An 18,726-nucleotide genomic window follows, 5' to 3' on the forward strand; every position below is an offset into this window, starting at 1 on the left:
TGTCGCCCGACAGGGTGGAGCCCCGGCAATGCCATCTGCGCCGATCCGTAGACTAACCAGATGTGAGCCTTGTTCCTAACGTCCTCGCCACCCGCTATGCCAGCCCCGAATTGGTGCGGCTGTGGTCGCCCGAGCACAAGATCGTGCTCGAGCGCCGGCTGTGGCTGGAGGTGCTGCGGGCGCAGGCCGAGCTCGGGATCGACGTGCCCGCGGGCGTCGTCCAGGACTACGAGCGGGTGCTCGAGCAGGTCGATCTAGCCTCGATCGCCGAGCGCGAGCGGGTCACCCGGCACGACGTGAAGGCCCGCATCGAGGAGTTCAACGCCCTCGCCGGTCATGAGCACATCCACAAGGGCATGACCAGCCGCGACCTCACCGAGAACGTCGAGCAGCTGCAGATCAGGCTCTCCCTCGAGCACGTCTACGCCCACGGTGTCGCGGTCGCCGCGCGATTGACCGAGCGGGCCGCGGAATACCAGGCGCTGGTGATGGCCGGCCGCTCGCACAACGTGGCCGCCCAGGCCACCACGCTCGGCAAGCGATTCGCCTCCGCCGCAGACGAAGTGCTGATCGCGCTGACCCGGGTGCGCGAGCTGATCGACCGATATCCCTTGCGCGGCATCAAGGGTCCGATGGGCACCGCTCAGGACATGCTCGATCTGCTCGGCGGGGACGCGGCGAAGCTGGCGCAGCTGGAGCAGAAGGTGGCGCGCCACTTGGGATTTGCCTCCGTGCTCACCAGTGTGGGGCAGGTCTACCCCCGGTCGCTGGATCACGACGTGCTCTCCGCACTGGTCCAGATCGGCGCGGGCCCATCGTCTTTCGCGCACACCGTGCGCCTGATGGCGGGCCACGAACTGGTGACCGAGGGCTTCGCCCCCGGGCAGGTGGGCTCCTCGGCGATGCCGCACAAGATGAACACCCGCTCCTGCGAGCGGGTCAACGGCCTGCAGGTGGTGCTGCGCGGCTACGCCTCGATGGCCGCGGAACTGGCTGGGGCGCAATGGAACGAGGGCGACGTGTTCTGTTCGGTGGTACGCCGCGTCGCGCTGCCGGACGCGTTCTTCGCCATCGACGGCATGCTGGAGACCTTCCTGACGGTGCTCGCCGAATTCGGCGCGTACCCGGCGGTGATAGAGCGCGAGCTCAACCGCTACCTGCCGTTCCTGGCCACCACCCGCATCCTGATGGCCGCGGTGCGGGCGGGGGTGGGCCGCGAAACCGCGCACGAGGTCATCAAGGAGCATGCCGTCGCCGTCGCCCTGGTGATGCGTGAGCAGGGCCGCGAGCCCGATCTGCTGGACCGCCTGGCCGCCGACGACCGCATGCCCCTGGACCGCGCCGCCCTGGATGCGGCCCTCGCCGATCGCTCGGCGTTCATCGGGGCCGCGCAGGCGCAGGTGGCCGACGTGATCGCCCAGGTCCAGAAGCTGGTGGACGCCCACCCCGAGGCGGCTCGCTACACCCCCTCGCCCATCCTCTGACGCTGCGTCGCGACGAGGCGCGCGGCCGGACGTAGGCTGGGCGACCATGGATCCCTACACCATCTTCGCCGATATCGTGGCCGGGCGGGCGCCCGCCTCCAAGGTGTACGAGGACTCGGATGTGCTGGCGTTCATGGACATTCGCCCGCTGACGCCCGGGCACGTGCTGGTGGTGCCGAAGGTGCGGGCGCGCAGCCTGTCCGAGCTGGATCCCGAGATCGGCGCCGCGCTGTTCCGGGTGGGGCAGCGGCTCGCGGCAGCGCTGCGGGCCAGCGAGGTGAACTGTGACGGCGTGAATTTCTTTCTCGCCGACGGCGTTACGGCCGGGCAGGAGGTCTTTCATGTACACCTGCACGTGATTCCGCGCACGCCGGGCGACGGTTTCGGGGTCCGCGCGCGCCCGACCACCCCGCCGCGCGCGGATCTGGACTACCTGGCGGCGTCGATCCGCGGCGTCCTGCGGCGGGCCGTTCCGCCGAGCTGAGGATTGCTCGCGAAACGCCAGCTGGCAGGACGCCCTGCACGCCTCCTGGCCCACCGCGGGTTCCGCCCTGGGAGCCTGAGCCTCAGGCCCCGGGACGGTTGAATTCCCCATCCTTGGCCCCGGCGACGAAGGCGGTCCACTCGCCGGGTGTGAAGATCAGCACCGGGCCGTCGGGGTTTTTCGCATCGCGCAGGCCGATGTTGCCTGTGGCCAGGAACGCCACCTCGACGCCGCCGGTCTCGCTGCTGCGGTGCCAGACGGCGTCCGGGTTGATCTCGCGGTTCTTCGCTTCCACAAATCCTCCTGTGCGATCGATCGGGTCCGACGGCGAAAGCCGGTAGGCGGGAGTCGCTTTCGCCGGAATGATCCAGTTGCTCCCCCGGGACTTCGATCTAGACAGTAGTCGGTGCGCGGGCCCCGCGGCGGGATCCGGCGCCGTCGTGCGGCCCGGCTACCCGATCATGAATTTCCGCCCCGGACGTCGGTATTTGCCGTCATACTGGGGCATTTCTCATGGTTTATCCCGCGCGGTAACGGAAACCCCGATGACTGTGGCGGATTTACGGCGTCGGCCGGACTTCCGAGCCGGGGCGCGAACGTCACCGCATGGCACGGCACGGCACGACCAAGGATGGAGCACCGCATGGCACCCGTCTTCGACAGTTGCGCGGTAGTGCCCCGGCACCTAACCGTCGAGCAGGCCCACAACATTCTGCACATCCACCGCGGCTGTCCCGCCGATCAATGCATGCGCCGCAAGGCCGCCCTGTACTTTTTGGTCGATTCCCGCCGGGTCGGCCGCGGCGCGGCGAATGCACCGGGGCGATCGGTCCCGCGGGCCGGGGGACTCGCCTGAGCGCCCATTGGGCGTACCTCCGCATCCGCTCCGGCCGTGCGCGGTCTGGGGACGGCTTCGCCGGCAGCACCCATGGGGTGGGATCGGGCGCGACCGGATAGGCTACCTGCTCCGGGGTCCGGCCGCACGCCCACTACGGTGGAGCGTATGGCTCTCGACAGTGGTACCGGTCCGACCCCGACCGCCGCCGACCTCGCGTCCGTGGTGACGCCGCCGATCGCGAAGCGGGTCCCGGCACAGCGCGTGCACCACGGCGACGTTTTCGTCGACGAATACGAGTGGTTGCGCGAGAAGGAAGACCCCGAGGTGGTCGCCTACCTCGAGGCGGAGAACGCTTACACCGAGGCGGAAACCGGGCATCAGCAGCCGCTGCGGGAGAAGATCTTCGACGAGATCAAGTCCCGCACCCAGGAGACCGACCTGTCGGTGCCCACCCGCATGGGCGACTACTGGTACTACTCGCGCAGCTTCGAGGGCAAGCAGTACGGCGTGCACTGCCGCTGCGCGGTCGACAAGCCGGACGACTGGACGCCGCCGGTGCTCGACGCCGTCGAGACGATTCCCGGCGAGCAGGTGCTGCTGGACAGCAATGTGCTGGCCCGCGACCACGACTTCTTCGCGCTGGGCGCGTTCTCGATCAGCCACGACGGCATGCTGCTGGCCTACTCGGTGGACACCGCCGGCGACGAGCGCTACGTCCTGCGCTTCAAGGATCTGCGGACCGGCGAGAACCTGGCCGACGAGATCCCGGGCACCGCCCCGGGCGCGACCTGGTCGCTGGACGGCACCCACGTCTTCTATCAGACCGTGGACGAGTCCTGGCGGCCCGACACCGTGTGGCGGCACCGCCTGGGTACCCCGAAGGACCAGGACGTGCGGGTCTTCCACGAGCCCGACGAGCGGTACTGGGTGAGCATCGGCGCCACCCGCTCGGAGAAGTATCTGATGATCTGGGTGGGTTCGAAGATCACCAGCGAGGGCTGGGTGCTCGAATCCGATGATCCCGAGGGCGAATTCCGCGTGCTGCTGCCGCGGCGCGAGGGCGTGGAGTACTCCGCCGAACACGCGGTGATCGGCGGCCGGGACCGATTCCTCATCCTGCACAACGACGTGGTCGAGGGCGTCAAGGCGGAGAACTTCGTGCTCGCCGAGGCTCCGGTCGACGACGTCGCGGCCATGACGACCCTCATCGGGCACCGCGACGACGTGCGGCTCGAGGACATCGACTGCTTCGCCGACCATCTGGTGCTGTCCTATCGCCGCGGGGCGCTGCCCCGGGTCGCGGTGTGGCCGTTGACCGCCCAGGGCTACGGCGAGCTCCACGAACTCGAGTTCGGGCTCGAGCTGTTCTCCGCGGGCGTCGGCGCGAACCCTGAGTGGGAGCAGCCAACGCTGCGAATCGTGCTGACCTCCTTCATCACTCCGACGCAGGTGTTCGACCACGTGCCCGCGACCGGCGAGCTGCTGCTGCGCAAGGAGCAGGCGGTCCTGGGTGGCTACGACCCGAACGACTATGAGCAGCACCGGGATTGGGCGGTGGCCGCGGACGGCACCCGGATCCCGATCTCGCTGGTGCGCCGCAAGGACATTCCGGCGGATGCGCCGAATCCATTGCTGCTGTACGGATACGGCTCCTACGAGGCCAGCATCGACCCCGGCTTCTCGGTCTCGCGGCTGTCGCTGCTGGATCGGGGCGTGGTGTTCGCGATCGCGCACGTGCGCGGTGGCGGCGAGATGGGGCGGCTGTGGTACGAGCACGGCAAGACGCTGACGAAGAAGAACACCTTCACCGATTTCGTCTCCTGCGCACGGCATCTCATCGACTCCGGTGTCACCGCGCCCGACCGCATGATCGCCGACGGCGGTAGTGCGGGCGGGCTGCTCATGGGTGCGGTGGCGAACCTGGCGCCCGAGCTGTTCGCGGGAATCCTGGCCAATGTGCCGTTCGTGGACCCGCTGACCTCGATCCTGGATCCCTCGCTGCCGCTGACCGTCATCGAATGGGACGAGTGGGGAAATCCGCTGGAGGATCCCGAGGTCTACGAGTACATGAAGTCGTACTCGCCGTATGAGAACGTCCGTGCCACGGACTATCCGGCGATTCTGGCGATCACCAGCATCAACGACACCCGCGTGCTGTACGTCGAGCCGGCCAAGTGGGTCGCCAAGCTGCGCGCCACCGCGACCGGTGACGCGCAGCTGCTGCTGAAGACGGAGATGAGCGCCGGCCACGGCGGTGTGAGCGGGCGCTACGAGAAGTGGAAGGAAGTGGCGTTCGAATACGCCTGGGTGCTGGACACGCTCGGGGTCGGCGACCGCTGAGCCCGATGCGGCACGGCCCCGGCTGGGGCCGTGCCGCACCAGCAACGGCATCCCATCATTCCGGCCGCCGCATATCCCGGCCGAAGGCGCGCCGGGATTGCGAAGGCGCCTGGGGTATTACTTGATGCCGCAGGCGTGGATCAGCTCGAGCAGCTGCTGGTGCTGCTGGCCCTGGAAGGCCTGGTAGACGATCGGGAGCTTGGCGCCCATCATCTGGTCGTAGGTGGTGGCGATCTGTTCGGGGGTGGCGTTGGGCTGCTTCGCGCGGACGGTGTCCACGATCTGCTGCGTGCTGGTGCACATCTGGTCGGGGGTGGGGTGGATATTGGGGATCGGTCCCTGGGCCTGCGCGAGGGCGGGCGCGAGCAGCGTGAGCGGAATGGCAAGGGCTGTGACGAGAGCAGTCTTCACGCGGCGTGAGCGTATTGCTACCACTCTTCAGCGGGGGGAACGTTGTTATCAACGAATGTGCCGTCCGTCACAGGCGACGGCATCCGGGCGAGCTGGTTGATGTTGACGAGCTAGTGGATATTGCAGCTCTGCATGTGGTTCTTGGTGTACTGCTTCATACCGGCGATGTCGACGAGCGGCCGGTATCCCTGCTGGATCAGAATCTGGTTGTAGGCATCGACGATCTGGTCCGATGTCTTTGCGTCCGGCCGCAGCTTGTGCACAAGATTCACCATGGACCTGGTGGAATCGCACTCCTGCTTCGGGGTGAAGATCGACGGCGGCCCGCTCGGATCGGCATGCGCCACAACGGGTATGGCGAGCATGAACGGCACGGCAAGGGCGGTCAACAGGGTCGTCTTCACCGGTCCGATCCTAAGTGAACGCGCGCGGCCCGAACACCCGAAACCCCAGGTACCGTCCGCACCGGACGGTCCGATTCGGTAGCGCGAATTCGCCGTGGCGTCACCCGGGCAGCACGATGCCGACACCTCGTGCGGTCACCGTGGAACTATTGCTGGTGCAGGACAGGGGAGTCGGACATGCGTGGTCAGCTGATCGTCTCGGTGTCGGGTATTCGGGACAACACCAGGGCACAGGCGCAGGAATTCGCCGCCGAGATGGACAGGCGCGGGGTCCCGCTCTCGCTGCTGGTGGCGCCCCGGCTCAAGGGCCGGTACCGGCTCGTCGACGACGCGCACACGCAGGACTGGCTGCGCGAGCGCCGCGAGGGCGGCGACGCCATCGTGCTGCACGGCTACGACCAGGCCGCCACCAAGCGCCGCCGCGCCGAATTCGCCGCCCTGCCGCGGCACGAGGCGCGGCTGCGGCTGGTGGCCGCGGACCGGGTGCTGGAGCAGGTGGGCCTGCGCACCCGGCTGTTCGCGGCGCCGCGCTGGAACGCCTCCGAGGGCGCGATGGCCGCGCTGCCGGAGGTCGGCTTCCGCCAGGCGCTGAGCCTGACCGCGATCCACGATCTCGAGCGCGATGTGGCGCAGCGGGCGTGGGTGCACGGCATCGGCGAGGGCTTCCGCGCCGAACCCTGGTGGTGCCACGCGCTGGTGATGAGCGCCGCGCGCACGGCTCGTCGCGGCGGCCTGCTGCGCCTGGCCGTCTCGGCCGCCCAGCTCGGCCGCTCCGGCCCGCGCCAGGCCATGATCGACGCGATCGACCTGGCCCTGTTCCATAACGCGGTCCCCGAGGTCTACCACTGGGAGCCCTTCCAGGCGGTCCGCGCCGCCTGATCCCTACGGATCGGCGCTGGGCCCCAGGGCCGCGGCCTTGACGGCGGATCGGCCTGCCGTATTTGCTTGCGCCGCACCGTCTCCGGGCGACCCGGCCCGCGCCGAGCTTGTGCTCGACGCGGGCGTGCGCGCATCGGCCGATCCGGCCGTCACGCGGACCGCTTGGCTCGGCGTTTGCGTATCTCGGCCGTGGACACCTTCGGGGTGGCGCTGTGGGTGAAGCTGCCGGACTCCTCGCGGGTGAGCGAGGTGCTCGGCGGGTGCTTGTCCAGCTGCTCGAGCGCGCGGACCATGTCGGCCAGCAGCAGATCGGCCATGTCGTAGCTGAATCCGTGCCGGACCAGCACCCGCATGATCGTCTCGTCCTGGCGGTCGGCGGGCAGCGGATACGCCGCGACCAGCCAGCCGCGGGTGCGCAGCCGGTCGGACAGGTCGTACAGGTTGAAGGTCTGCTCGCCGGTCATCCGCCACGACACCGCCGCGATGCCCTTGAGCGGATCGCCGGCGTGGATAAGCTCGAACGGCCCGAGCTTCTCGATGCCCCGGGCCAGCTGCTCGGCCACCGCGTACACCGCCCTCTGCACCCGGGTGAACCCGAACCGGCCGAGCCGGATGAACTCGTAGTACGAGGTGACGACCTGCCCGCCGGGCCGGGAGAAGTTCAGGTTGAAGGTGGCCATGTTGCCGCCCAGGTAGTCGACGTTGAAGACCAGCTCGTCGGGCAGATCGGTGGCCTCGCGCCAGATGGCCCAGCCCACGCCCAGCGGCGCCAGGCCCGTCTTGTGGCCCGAGGCGTTGATCGACTTCACCCGCGGCAGCCGGAAATCCCAGACCAGCTCCGGCGCGGTGAACGGCGCGAGAAATCCGCCGCTGGCCGCGTCGACGTGGATCGGAATGTCCAGCCCGGTCTTGGCCTGCAACTCGTCCAGGGCGTTGCTGATGCCCGCGACGTCCTCGAACAGGCCGGTGAAGGTCTGGCCGAAGGTCGGCACGACCATGATGGTGTTCTCGTCGCAGTAGGTGGCCAGATCGTCCGGATGCATCGTCAGCCGATCGCCGCGCAGCGGCACCTGGCGGATTTCGACGTCGAAATAGCGCGCGAATTTCTCCCAGCACACCTGCACTGGGCCGCAGACGAAATTCGGGATGCCCTTGCCGCCCTTGGCACGCCAGCGGAATTTCGCGGCCAGCCCGCCGAGCATCGCGGCCTCGCTGGAACCGGTCGTCGAGGTGCCGCGCGTCCCGGCCGGATCGGGGGAGTGCCACAGGTCCGCGAGCATCCGCACGCAGCGGGTCTCGAGCTCGGCGGTCTGCGGGTATTCGTCCTTGTCGACGATGTTCTTGTCGAGCGATTCGTTCATCAGCCGGCGGGCCTGATCATCGACCCAGGTGGTGCAGAACGTGGCGAGGTTCATCCGGGACACGCCGTCGAGCAGCAATTCGTCATGCACGAGCTGATAGGCGACAGTCGGGAGCATCTCGGGGTGGGGGAATCCGCCCTTCGGGGCGCCGCCTTCAATCTGGGGCAGCGCGAAAAGGTCGTCGGCATCGGATGGGTGGGGCATCATTCTCTCCTGGTGAGCGTACTTGCAGCAAATGTTTGCTACATAATCGATACCAGTTTCGCAGATATCGAAACTGGTTGCAGTACTTACGTATTCGACCAGGTCCTGTGTTTGCCAAGTGATTAAAGTTTACGTCATGGACTATCAGCATCTCATAGAGCAAGTGATGTCCACCACAAAACCACACGTGGGCGAGGGCAAGGTCGCCAGCTACATTCCGGACCTGGCGCGCGTGGATCCTCATCGGGGCGACTTTCCGTGTTCTGATCGCGACCTACTGTCCGGACCATCTGCCCGCCTATCTTCGGCAGCTGGATACGTTGAAGCTGGGCGACACCATACGAAAGTAGAGGGCGATATGACCGACGATTCCCGGACCGCCGCGCTGCGCGCGCAGGTGAGAGCGCTGATGCCCAGGGCGAAAGCCGATCTGACCGAACTGGTTTCGTACAGGTCCGTGCACGATCCCCGGCAGTTCCCGCCCGAGGAGTGCCGGCGGGCCGCGCAGTGGGTGGCCGATGCCTTCGCCGCGGAGGGCCTCACCGACGTCGGACTGCACGAAACCCCGGACGGCAGCGCGGCCGTCGTCGCCCGCCATCCGGCGCCGCCCGGTGCACCGACGGTAATGCTCTACTGCCACTACGACGTTCAGCCTCCCCTCGACGATGCCGCCTGGCACAGTCCGGTGTGGCAGCTCACCGAGCGGGACGGCCGCTGGTACGGACGCGGCGCCGCCGACTGCAAGGGCAACATCGTCATGCACCTGACCGCGCTGCGCGCGCTGCGGGAAATGCTGGGCGGCAAGGACTATCCGGTCGGGATCACGCTGGTGGCCGAGGGGTCGGAGGAGCAGGGCACCGGCGGCCTGGAGGAGTTCGTGCCCGGCAATGTCGAGCTGCTGCGCGCCGACGCGCTGGTGATCGCCGACTGCGGCAACTTCGCCGTCGGCGTGCCGACCTTCACCCAGACCCTGCGCGGCACTGTGAATGTGCTGGTCTCCGTGGAAACCCTGGCCGGGCCGATGCATTCGGGCATGTTCGGCGGTCCCGCGCCCGACGCGCTGGCCGCGATGATCCACCTGCTGGCCACGCTGCGCGACGAAAAGGGCAACACCACCGTGGCCGGGCTGGCCAACGATCAGGTGTGGGACGGCGCGCAGTACCCGATCGAGCAGTTCCGGGCGGACGCGGGCGTACTCGACGGCGTCGACCTGCTCGGCGACGGGACGGTCTCCGACATGGTCTGGGCGCGATCGGCTCTGACGGTGCTGGGCATCGACGCGCCGAAGGTCGTCGGCTCCTCGGCGGCCGTCCAGGCCTCCGCGCGGGCGCGGCTGAATCTGCGCATCCCGCCGGGCGTGGATCCCGCGCAGGCACTCGAAGCCCTGACCGCACACCTGGAATCGCACGCGCCCTGGCATGCGCGGGTGAGCGTGGAGACTGAGGCGACCGGCTCGCCGTTCCGCTCCGGCACCGGCGGCCCGGCCCGTGCGGCGATGGAGGCGGCCTTCGCCGCGTCCTACGGCCGCGCCGCCACCACGCAGGGACAGGGCGGTTCCATCCCGCTGTGCAACGTCTTCGCCGACACCTACCCGGACGCGGAGATCATGCTGATCGGCGTCGAGGAGCCCACATGCCTCATCCACGCTCCCAACGAGAGCGTGGACCCCACCGAGATCGAACACATGGCCCTGACCGAGGCGCTGTTCCTGGCCTCGTACGGCATATAGCCTCGCCGCCGCGGCGAAAATCCCGGCCGAAGGCGTTCCGGGAGTGCGGGTTCGGCAGCGCCGCTCAGAGCTCGGCGCTGTCCTCGGGCTCGATGAGCTTGAATTCCGTATCGGCGGGCCGCATTTCGTTGAGGCGGCCGAAGTAGATCCCCTGGGCGGCGGGCTCGATGATGCCGTAGTGGATCGGCAGCGCGGTGCGCGGCGCGACCGCACGCAGATAGTCCACGGCCTCGCTGATCCGCATCCACGGCGCGGCCGCGGGCAGCGCCAGCACGCCGACCGGGGTGGACGGGACCCACAGCGAATCGCCCGGATGCACGAACCGCGCCGGGTCGTCGGGGGTGCCCAGCTGGAAGACGGTGTTGTCGATGACGGGAATCTCGGGATGGATCACCGCGTGCCGTCCGCCGCCGCCGGTGATCTGCACCCCGCCGATCGTCAGAATCTGCCCGGCGCGCACGCCCTCCCAGGGCTCGTCGCGCAGGCGGGCGGTCTGCGGATCGCTGAGCAGCCGCGCCTGCGGATTCTTCTCGATCAGCTGCTCGATCCGGTTCGGATCGATGTGATCGGGATGCTGATGCGTGACCGCGATCGCATCCAGGCCGGTGATGCCCTCGAACCCGTGCGAGAAATTGCCCGGATCGAACAGGATCTTCACCCCGTCGATCTCGACCAGAACGCAGGAATGACCGAAATGGGCTATGCGCATGTGCCCACGGTATCCCCTGCCGTGCACGCCCGCGCGCGAGACGGCCGATGCCCCGAAATCGCCCCGGCCCCGGCGGCACGCGCTCGACCGGGGCCAACTACGCTGACCAGGTAACCCCCCACCAGCGTGAGGAGCAAACGCGTGGCACGAGTCGTGGTCGAGGTGATGCCGAAGGCCGAGATCCTGGATCCGCAGGGTCAGGCCATCGTCGGTGCACTCGGGCGTCTTGGTTTCCCCGGCGTCTCGGATGTGCGGCAGGGCAAGCGATTCGAACTCGACATCGACGACAGTGTCAGCGATGTGGAGCTCGAGAAGATCGCCGAGGCGCTGCTGGCCAACACTGTGATCGAGGACTGGAAAGTGGTGCGGCTCTGATGTCTGTGCGCATCGGTGTCATCACCTTCCCCGGCACCCTCGACGATGTGGATGCCGCCCGCGCGGTGCGCCTGGCCGGCGCCGAGGCGGTCAGCCTGTGGCACGCCGACGCCGACCTCAAGGGCGTCGACGCGGTGATCGTGCCCGGCGGCTTCTCCTACGGCGACTACCTGCGCGCCGGGGCCATCGCCCGATTCGCCCCGGTGATGGGCAAGGTCGTGGAGGCCGCCGGTAAGGGCATGCCGACCCTCGGCATCTGCAACGGCTTCCAGGTGCTGTGCGAGGCGGGCCTGTTGCCCGGCGCGCTGACCCGCAACGAGGGCCTGCACTTCGTTTGCCGCGATCAGTGGCTGAGCGTGGAGGCGGCGAACACCGCCTGGACCGCCCGCTACGAACCGGGTGCGCAGATCCTGATTCCGGTCAAGAACGCCGAGGGCCGCTACCAGGCCTCGCAGCCAGTGCTGGACGAGCTCGAGGGCGAGGGCCGGGTGGTGTTCCGCTACACGGGCGACAACCCGAACGGTTCGCAGCGCAACATCGCGGGAATCGCCTCGGCGAACGGCCGCATCGTCGGCCTGATGCCGCATCCCGAGCACGCCACCGAACCCCTGACCGGTCCCAGCGACGACGGCCTGGGCATGTTCCTGTCGGTCGTGGACACGCTCGTCGCGGCCTAGGCCCGCCCCGGGCTAGAGGTGCCGGGCCGCGGGATTCAGCGTGTCGATGATGCGCAGATTCACACCCTCGGCGTGGGCGATGAACCCGCTGTCCAGCATCGCGTGGTTGTCGCGGAAGGTTCGTGCGCCCGACGGGGCCTCCAGGGTCAGTCCGTCGATGAGGGCGGCTTGCATCCGGGACACATCGAGGGAGCCCAGGGCCTGCGACATCGAGCGCAGCATGTGCATCGCCTGATAGCTGGTGTTGCCGAAATAGGTGAGCTGAGGCGCGAATTGGCCGTGCAGCCGGTGATAGCGCGCCATCAGGTCCGGATCGCCGGGCCCGTCCGGGAAGAAGGCCGAGGCCACATACAGGTTCTCGCTGGCCGCGGGGCCTGCCGCGAGCAGGCAGGTCTCGTCGATCGCGGGGCTCACCCGGACCTGTTGGGCGGCGCGGCCGGTCCGGGCGAACTGCTGGTTGAAGCGCACCACGTCGGTGCCGACCAGCAGCAGCACGATGCCGTCGGCCGCGGCGAACCGCGGATCGTTCAGGAAATCGCTGAAATCCGTTGTCCCCAAGGGCACGTACTGCTCGAGGGTGATCGCGCCGGGGTGCGCGGCCTTCACCGCGCGCGCCGTCGCCAGCGGCCAGATGTAGTCGTTGCCGATGATCGCCCAGCGCCGCGTGCCGTACTGCCGGTGCAGCCAGTCCATCGCGGGCAGGATGTGCCCGGCGGGGCTCTCGCCGATCATCAGCACGCCGGGCGGCTCGTCGGGCAGGTCCTCGTGCGTGGTCGCGAACAGGTAGGGAACGCGGCCGTCGGCGGCGCGGGCGACCGCCCGCCGGACCGCGGAGATGTGCCACCCGGTGATCGCGTCGATCATGCCGGTGGCCAGCAGGGCCGAGACCTCCGCGGCCACCTCGTGCGGGGCGCGCCCGCCGTCGATGGTGGTGACCCGGACCTCGCGGCCGAGGATGCCGGCGCTGCCGTTGATCTCCGCCACGGCCAGGGCCACGGCCGCCTCGCACGACGGAGCCACAATCCCGCCCGACCCCTGGAGAGGGACGATATTGAGGACTTCTATCACATCGTCTGGACGTTCATGGAACGGCAACATTCGGTACCCTTCTTCTCGTCCTAGTTTTAAATGATGGGCGGAAGAAATATGCCGACGACCATTGTAAGCGGATTCGCAACGCTGCATGGGGCACTGCGAGCGGCCGAGCGCAGTTGGCTGCGGCACCTGGATGCGGCCCTGTGCGCCCGGCAGCTCTCGCCCGATCACTGGGCCATGCTGTCCCATCTGTCCGATCGGGTCGGCATCACGATGACCGAGCTGGCCGCCCGCTCCCAGCTGCCGCCGTCCTCGGCCACCAGGCACGCCGACGCCCTGGCCGAGCGCGGCCTGATCTTCCGCACCGCGGCCGAGGACGACCGCCGCCGGATCCTGATCGGGCTCAGCAAGCGCGGCGTCGAGTTGGTCGAATCGGTGCGCGCGGAGGAGCTGCGCGTGGAGGAACAGCTGCGCAAGCGCATCGGGGCCCGCAATCATGCCGATCTGCTACGCCTGCTCGAGCTGGTCGCCGAGGTGCCGGCCAACGGCTGATTAAGATCGCCGGTATGCCCGTCACGACCGCGACGGCGTCCGGACTGTGTGCCTTCGTCGACGCCTCCCCGTCCCCCTTCCACGTCGTGGAAACCGTTGCGACCGAATTGCGGTCGCAGGGCTTCCAGGAGCTGCCCGAGGCGCGACCCTGGACCACCGGCGCGGTCGGGCGGTTCTTCGTGGTGCGCGGCGGGTCCCTGGTGGCCTGGGCGGGCAGTGCGGAGTCGAGTCCGTTCCGGGTGGTGGGCGCGCATACCGACAGCCCCAATCTGCGGGTCAAGCAGCATCCGGATCTGACCTCGGCCGGCTGGCAGCTGGTGGGCCTCGAGCCCTACGGCGGCGCGTGGCTCAATTCCTGGCTCGACCGCGAGCTCGGCATCTCCGGGCGGATCACGGTGCGAGAGGGAAATACCGTGTCCGAGAAGCTGATCCGGATCGATGAGCCGCTACTGCGGGTGCCGCAGCTGGCGATTCACCTCTCCGAGGACCGGCGCGGGGTGAGCCTGGACCCGCAGCGCCACGTCAACGCGGTCTGGGGCGTGGGCTCCGAGCCCGCGTCGTTCCTGCACTATCTGGCCGAGCGTGCGGATTTCGACCCGCGCGACGCGCTGGGCTGGGAGCTGATGACCCACGACCTGACCCCGAGTCGCCTGGTCGGCCGGGATCTGGACCTGGTCAGCGCGCCCCGGCTGGACAATCAGGGCACCTGCTACGCCGGGCTGCACGCGTTCCTGGCCGCCGCGGCGGAGCCAGGCGCCGCCACCCCGGTGCTGGTGATGTTCGACCACGAGGAGGTCGGCAGCCAGTCCGACCGCGGCGCGCAGTCCGATCTGCTGCCCGCGATCCTGGAGCGGATCGTGCTGGCCCGCGGCGGCGGTCGTTCGGAATACCTTGCGGCACTGGCGGGTTCGGTCGTGGCCTCGGGCGACATGGCGCACGCCACGCATCCGAACTACGCCGAGCGGCACGAGCCCTCGCACCGGATCGAGATCAACGGCGGCCCGGTGCTGAAGGTGAACCAGAATCTGCGCTATGCCACCGACGCGGTCGGTACGGGTGCGTTCGCGCTGGCCTGCGCGCAGGCGGGGGTGCCGATGCAGCGATACGTGCACCGCGCGGATCTGTCGTGCGGCTCCACCATCGGCCCCATGACCGCGGCCCGCACCGGAATGCCGACCGTCGACGTCGGGGCGCCGCAGCTGGCCATGCACTCCGCGCGCGAACTGATGGGCGCGGCCGATGTGGTCGCCTATTCGGCCGCGCTGGCGGCCTTCCTCGCGCCGGTGGAGATCGCCGCGCGGTAGATCGGCCGGTAGGCCACCGTCGCGGCCACCAGCACCGTGAACGTCACCAGCACATAGCTGGAGCCGATCACCTGCTCCCACAGCGACCAGCGGTGCTCGCTGCCTTTGAGATGGGGCAGCAGCCAGTGCGGGCCGACCATGAACATCACGGCGATCGCGGCGGTGGCCAGCAGGTAGGTCCGGCTGCGGCGCCCGCGCTCGACGGCGTCGGCGGCCACGACCGCGGCCAGCGCGACCCACACCCAATGATGGGACCAGGAGATCGGCGATACCAGCAGCACCGCGGCGGCGTTGACGGTCAGCGCGGCGAGCTCGGCGGCGGGCGCCGCGGGCGCGTCGGAATCGGCGTCCGTTCCGGCGGCCCGCGCGGCGTCGGCATCGGCGAACAACCGCCGCATCAGCACCACCGCGAGCGCGATTGTGACGAGCGAGAGCACGATCCACATGATCGTCGCGCTGGATGCGGACAGACCCAGCCGGAAGGCGAAGCCCTTCAGGGACTGATTGCCCGGGAACGACGGCGGCCCGATCCGCCCGGTGTCGAACAGCGTGTGGAACCAGTACTGCGCCGAATCGTGCGGGAACAGTGCGAAACCCACCCCGATCGCGCCCAGCGCCGACAGCACCACGGTGGCCGCGGCCCGCCAGTCCCGGCGCATCAGGAAATACAGCAGGAAGCCGCCGGGAATCAGCTTGATCGACACCGCGATCCCGATCAGCAGGCCGCGCGGCCAGACGGGCTTGCGTACCAGCACATCCAGCACGATGGCCGTCATCAGAAACAGGTTGATCTGCCCGAAGTTGTAGGTCTGGCGAATCGGCTCGGACAGCCCCAGCAGCGCGACCGTCCCGATCACCAGGGCCACCCTGGTCGGGGAGTCCATGTGTGGTCGCAGCCGCTTCAGCACCAGCCACAGTGTCAGCGCCAGGCTGGCGATCGCGAGGGCCAGCACCACCCATTCCGCGCAGTACAGCGGCATCAGCACCAGCGGCGCGAAGAGCAGCGCGGCCAGCGGGGGATAGGTGAACGGCAGGCTCAGGCCCATCACCCTGGGCATCGGGCCGTAGAGGTTGCCGCCGTCGAGCCAGACGCGGGCGCCGGTGCGGTAGACCTGCAGATCGATGTAGCCCCGCCAGATCCCGGCAACGGCGCAGACTATTCCGGACACCGCGAACAGGGCGATCGCCAGCGTCAGTAGGCGTAGCTGCCGACGGGTCGGACCTGCTTCGGACGGCCCTGCTGGAGTGGCCGGGGGCAATTCGTCCGGATCCACCACCCTGGATCGCTCAGTCACGCGCCAAGGGTATCCGGTAAATCCGAAAGCCCTGGCAGCGGCGTTGCGCATGTCCGGGGGCGGCCGCAAAACAAGGCCCGCTGAACGAAGGCTGGGCGAACGTTTCGCCGGCGCGCGTTGTCCGCGGCGGGTACCTGACGATGGGCGTACGCGGCTCGTGATGACCGTGGCTCGGCCCGTGGTCAGCCGCTTCGGGCCAACACATTAGACTTCGAGCTTGTATCCGCTCTCCAGCATTTGGGCTCATTGGCATTCGCATGCCCGCCGAAAGGACCCTGGTACTCACCGTGACTGTCCACGTCGACACCGTCAGCGCCGCCGCGGCCACCCCGGATACCGCACAGCCCTATAAGGAGCTGGGGCTCAAGGACGACGAGTACGCCCGCATCCGGGAGATCCTGGGCCGGCGTCCCACCGATGCCGAGCTGGCGATGTATTCGGTGATGTGGAGCGAGCACTGCTCGTACAAGTCCTCGAAGGTGCACCTGCGGTACTTCGGGCAGACCACCACCGACGAGATGCGCAAGTCCATGCTCGCCGGAATCGGCGAGAACGCGGGCGTGGTCGACATCGGCGACGGCTGGGCGGTCACCTTCAAGGTGGAGTCGCACAACCACCCCTCGTACGTGGAGCCGTATCAGGGCGCGGCCACCGGCGTCGGCGGCATCGTGCGCGACATCATGGCCATGGGCGCGCGGCCGATCGCGGTGATGGACCAGCTGCGCTTCGGCGCGGCCGATCACCCCGACACCCGGCGCGTCGTAGACGGCGTGGTGCGCGGTGTCGGCGGCTACGGCAATTCGCTGGGCCTGCCCAACGTCGGCGGCGAGACCGTGTTCGATGCCTCGTATCAGGGCAATCCGCTGGTGAACGCGCTGTGCGCGGGCGTGATGCGGGTCGAGGACCTGCACCTGGCGTTCGCCTCGGGCACCGGCAACAAGATCATCCTGTTCGGCGCGCGCACCGGCCTCGACGGCATCGGCGGCGTGTCGGTGCTGGCCTCGGACACCTTCTCCGGCGACGAGTCCGGCACCGGCCGCAAGAAGCTGCCGAGCGTGCAGGTGGGCGACCCGTTCACCGAGAAGGTGCTCATCGAGTGCTGCCTCGAGCTGTACGCGGCCGGCCTGGTGGTCGGCATTCAGGATCTCGGCGGCGCCGGATTGTCCTGTGCCACCTCCGAACTCGCGGCCGCGGGCGACGGCGGAATGCATATCAACCTGGACAAGGTGCCGCTGCGCGCGGCGAACATGACACCAGCGGAGATCCTGTCCAGCGAGTCGCAGGAGCGCATGTGCGCGGTCGTGACCCCGGAGAACGTGGACGCGTTCATGGCGGTCTGCCACAGGTGGGACACCCTGGCCACCGTGATCGGTGAGGTCACCGACGGCGAGCGCCTGGTCATCACCTGGCACGGCGAGACCGTGGTGGACGTGCCGCCGCGCACCGTCGCGCACGAGGGCCCGGTCTACGAGCGTCCCGTTCAGCGCCCGGACGAGCAGGACGCGCTGATCGCCGACACCACCGCGGCGCTGGCCCGCCCGGCCTCGGGCGAGGAACTGCGCGCGACGCTGCTGAAGATGGTCTCCAGCGTGCAGCTGTGCAGCCGCCGCTGGATCACCGAGCAGTACGACCGCTACGTGCGCGGCAACACCGTGCTCGCCGAGCACGCCGACGCGGGTGTGATCCGCATCGATGAGACCTCGGGCCGCGGCATCGCGCTGGCCACCGACGCCTCGGGCCGCTACACCAAGCTCGATCCCTACACCGGCGCGCAGCTGGCGCTGGCCGAGGCGTTCCGCAACGTCGCCACCACCGGCGCCACCCCCAAGGCCGTCACCAACTGCCTCAACTTCGGCTCGCCGGAGGATCCGGGCGTGATGTGGCAGTTCCAGCAGGCCGTGCGCGGCCTGGCGGACGGCTGTGCGGCCCTGGGCATTCCGGTTACCGGCGGCAACGTCAGCTTCTACAACCAGACCGGCCAGACCGCGATCCTGCCCACGCCCGTCGTCGGCGTGCTCGGCGTCATCGACGACGTGCACCGTCGCATCCCGACGGGCCTGGGCCTCGAGCCCGGCGAGACGCTGATCCTGCTCGGCGACACCCGCGACGAGTTCGACGGCTCCATCTGGGCGCAGGTCGAGCACGACCACCTGGGCGGCGTCCCGCCGAAGGTCGACCTGGCCCGTGAGCAGCTGCTCGCCGAGGTGCTCACCGCCGGTTCCCGCGACGGAATGATCAGCGCCGCACACGATCTCAGCGAGGGCGGCCTGGCCCAGACCGTGGTCGAGGCCGCGCTGGCGGGCGAAACCGGCTGCCGCATCCTGCTTCCCGAGGGCGCCGACCCGTTCGTCTGGCTGTTCTCCGAATCCGCGGGCCGCGTCCTGGTGGCCGTCCCGCGCTCGGAGGAGACCCGCTTCACCAAGATGTGCTCCGCGCGCGAGCTGCCGTGGGTCCGCATCGGCGTGGTCGACCAGGGCTCGGATTCGGTCGAGGTGCAGGGGCAGTTCTCGGTCACCCTGAACGAGCTGCGCGAGAGTTTCGAGGGCACGCTGTCCAAGCTGTTCGGCGCGCACGAAAACTGATTCGCGACAACGATTTTCCGGATTCGATATCCGTATCGTGTGAGTTCCGGGCCGGAATATGTC

The 18,726-nt window shown here is 68.8% G+C and carries 18 protein-coding genes; 11 read left to right on the top strand and 7 right to left on the bottom strand.

Annotated features, from left to right (window positions below):
- Positions 1 to 62 precede the first annotated feature (62 nt).
- The gene (gene purB / locus KO481_RS06430; protein ID WP_215916081.1) at positions 63 to 1,484 is read left to right on the top strand and encodes an adenylosuccinate lyase; all 1,422 of its coding nucleotides are present in this window, start codon (positions 63 to 65) and stop codon (positions 1,482 to 1,484) included.
- A 46-nt stretch (positions 1,485 to 1,530) separates the two neighbouring features.
- A complete protein-coding gene (locus KO481_RS06435; protein WP_215916082.1) occupies positions 1,531 to 1,968 on the top strand; it encodes an HIT family protein in 438 nt (145 codons plus the stop codon).
- 82 nt (positions 1,969 to 2,050) lie between these two features.
- Here KO481_RS06435 and KO481_RS06440 read toward each other — a convergent pair whose 3' ends face one another.
- Positions 2,051 to 2,263, bottom strand: a complete 213-nt coding sequence (locus KO481_RS06440) for a DUF397 domain-containing protein (protein ID WP_215916083.1) — start codon at positions 2,261 to 2,263, stop codon at positions 2,051 to 2,053.
- 348 nt (positions 2,264 to 2,611) lie between these two features.
- On the opposite strand from KO481_RS06440, the gene KO481_RS06445 reads away from it, so the two are divergent.
- Together KO481_RS06445 and KO481_RS06450 are read left to right on the top strand one after the other, a co-directional pair.
- Positions 2,612 to 2,824: a hypothetical protein gene (locus KO481_RS06445; protein WP_215916084.1), complete on the top strand. Its 213-nt coding sequence runs from the start codon at positions 2,612 to 2,614 to the stop codon at positions 2,822 to 2,824.
- Between the two features lie 147 nt (positions 2,825 to 2,971).
- On the top strand, positions 2,972 to 5,146 hold the full coding sequence (locus tag KO481_RS06450) for a S9 family peptidase (RefSeq protein WP_215916085.1): 2,175 nt from the start codon (positions 2,972 to 2,974) through the stop codon (positions 5,144 to 5,146).
- 117 nt (positions 5,147 to 5,263) lie between these two features.
- On the opposite strand, the gene KO481_RS06455 is transcribed toward KO481_RS06450, so the two are convergent.
- A complete protein-coding gene (locus KO481_RS06455; RefSeq protein WP_215916086.1) occupies positions 5,264 to 5,557 on the bottom strand; it encodes a hypothetical protein in 294 nt (97 codons plus the stop codon).
- Positions 5,558 to 5,667: 110 nt separating this feature from the next.
- On the bottom strand, positions 5,668 to 5,961 hold the full coding sequence (locus tag KO481_RS06460; protein WP_215916087.1) for a hypothetical protein: 294 nt from the start codon (positions 5,959 to 5,961) through the stop codon (positions 5,668 to 5,670).
- Between the two features lie 177 nt (positions 5,962 to 6,138).
- Between KO481_RS06460 and KO481_RS06465 the strand changes: the two genes are divergently transcribed.
- Positions 6,139 to 6,840: a DUF2334 domain-containing protein gene (locus KO481_RS06465; RefSeq protein WP_215916088.1), complete on the top strand. Its 702-nt coding sequence runs from the start codon at positions 6,139 to 6,141 to the stop codon at positions 6,838 to 6,840.
- 149 nt (positions 6,841 to 6,989) lie between these two features.
- Here KO481_RS06465 and gad read toward each other — a convergent pair whose 3' ends face one another.
- Positions 6,990 to 8,405, bottom strand: a complete 1,416-nt coding sequence (gad, locus tag KO481_RS06470; RefSeq protein ID WP_215916089.1) for a glutamate decarboxylase — start codon at positions 8,403 to 8,405, stop codon at positions 6,990 to 6,992.
- A gap of 358 nt (positions 8,406 to 8,763) precedes the next feature.
- Between gad and KO481_RS06475 the strand changes: the two genes are divergently transcribed.
- On the top strand, positions 8,764 to 10,134 hold the full coding sequence (locus KO481_RS06475; protein WP_215916090.1) for a dipeptidase: 1,371 nt from the start codon (positions 8,764 to 8,766) through the stop codon (positions 10,132 to 10,134).
- A gap of 64 nt (positions 10,135 to 10,198) precedes the next feature.
- Here KO481_RS06475 and KO481_RS06480 read toward each other — a convergent pair whose 3' ends face one another.
- Positions 10,199 to 10,843 (bottom strand): MBL fold metallo-hydrolase, encoded by a 645-nt coding sequence (locus KO481_RS06480; protein WP_215916091.1) that lies wholly within the window; start codon positions 10,841 to 10,843, stop codon positions 10,199 to 10,201.
- A gap of 141 nt (positions 10,844 to 10,984) precedes the next feature.
- Between KO481_RS06480 and purS the strand changes: the two genes are divergently transcribed.
- Together purS and purQ are read left to right on the top strand one after the other, a co-directional pair.
- Positions 10,985 to 11,218, top strand: a complete 234-nt coding sequence (gene purS / locus KO481_RS06485) for a phosphoribosylformylglycinamidine synthase subunit PurS (RefSeq protein WP_215916092.1) — start codon at positions 10,985 to 10,987, stop codon at positions 11,216 to 11,218.
- Positions 11,218 to 11,895, top strand: a complete 678-nt coding sequence (purQ, locus tag KO481_RS06490) for a phosphoribosylformylglycinamidine synthase subunit PurQ (RefSeq protein ID WP_215916093.1) — start codon at positions 11,218 to 11,220, stop codon at positions 11,893 to 11,895. The genes purS and purQ overlap by 1 nt, the downstream gene beginning before the upstream one ends.
- Before the next feature lie 12 nt (positions 11,896 to 11,907).
- Here purQ and KO481_RS06495 read toward each other — a convergent pair whose 3' ends face one another.
- On the bottom strand, positions 11,908 to 12,993 hold the full coding sequence (locus tag KO481_RS06495; protein WP_215916094.1) for a substrate-binding domain-containing protein: 1,086 nt from the start codon (positions 12,991 to 12,993) through the stop codon (positions 11,908 to 11,910).
- A gap of 48 nt (positions 12,994 to 13,041) precedes the next feature.
- Between KO481_RS06495 and KO481_RS06500 the strand changes: the two genes are divergently transcribed.
- A complete protein-coding gene (locus tag KO481_RS06500) occupies positions 13,042 to 13,482 on the top strand; it encodes a MarR family winged helix-turn-helix transcriptional regulator (RefSeq protein ID WP_215916095.1) in 441 nt (146 codons plus the stop codon).
- A 14-nt stretch (positions 13,483 to 13,496) separates the two neighbouring features.
- Positions 13,497 to 14,786, top strand: a complete 1,290-nt coding sequence (locus KO481_RS06505; RefSeq protein ID WP_215916096.1) for a M18 family aminopeptidase — start codon at positions 13,497 to 13,499, stop codon at positions 14,784 to 14,786.
- Here the strand turns inward: KO481_RS06505 and KO481_RS06510 are convergent.
- Positions 14,732 to 16,081, bottom strand: a complete 1,350-nt coding sequence (locus KO481_RS06510) for a glycosyltransferase 87 family protein (protein WP_308166369.1) — start codon at positions 16,079 to 16,081, stop codon at positions 14,732 to 14,734. The genes KO481_RS06505 and KO481_RS06510 overlap by 55 nt on opposite strands.
- A gap of 287 nt (positions 16,082 to 16,368) precedes the next feature.
- Between KO481_RS06510 and purL the strand changes: the two genes are divergently transcribed.
- Positions 16,369 to 18,663 (top strand): phosphoribosylformylglycinamidine synthase subunit PurL, encoded by a 2,295-nt coding sequence (gene purL / locus KO481_RS06515; RefSeq protein ID WP_215916638.1) that lies wholly within the window; start codon positions 16,369 to 16,371, stop codon positions 18,661 to 18,663.
- The last annotated feature ends 63 nt before the right edge of the window (positions 18,664 to 18,726 follow it).

The sequence above is a fragment of the Nocardia albiluteola genome (assembly GCF_018860155.1).
Lineage (GTDB): Bacteria > Actinomycetota > Actinomycetes > Mycobacteriales > Mycobacteriaceae > Nocardia > Nocardia albiluteola.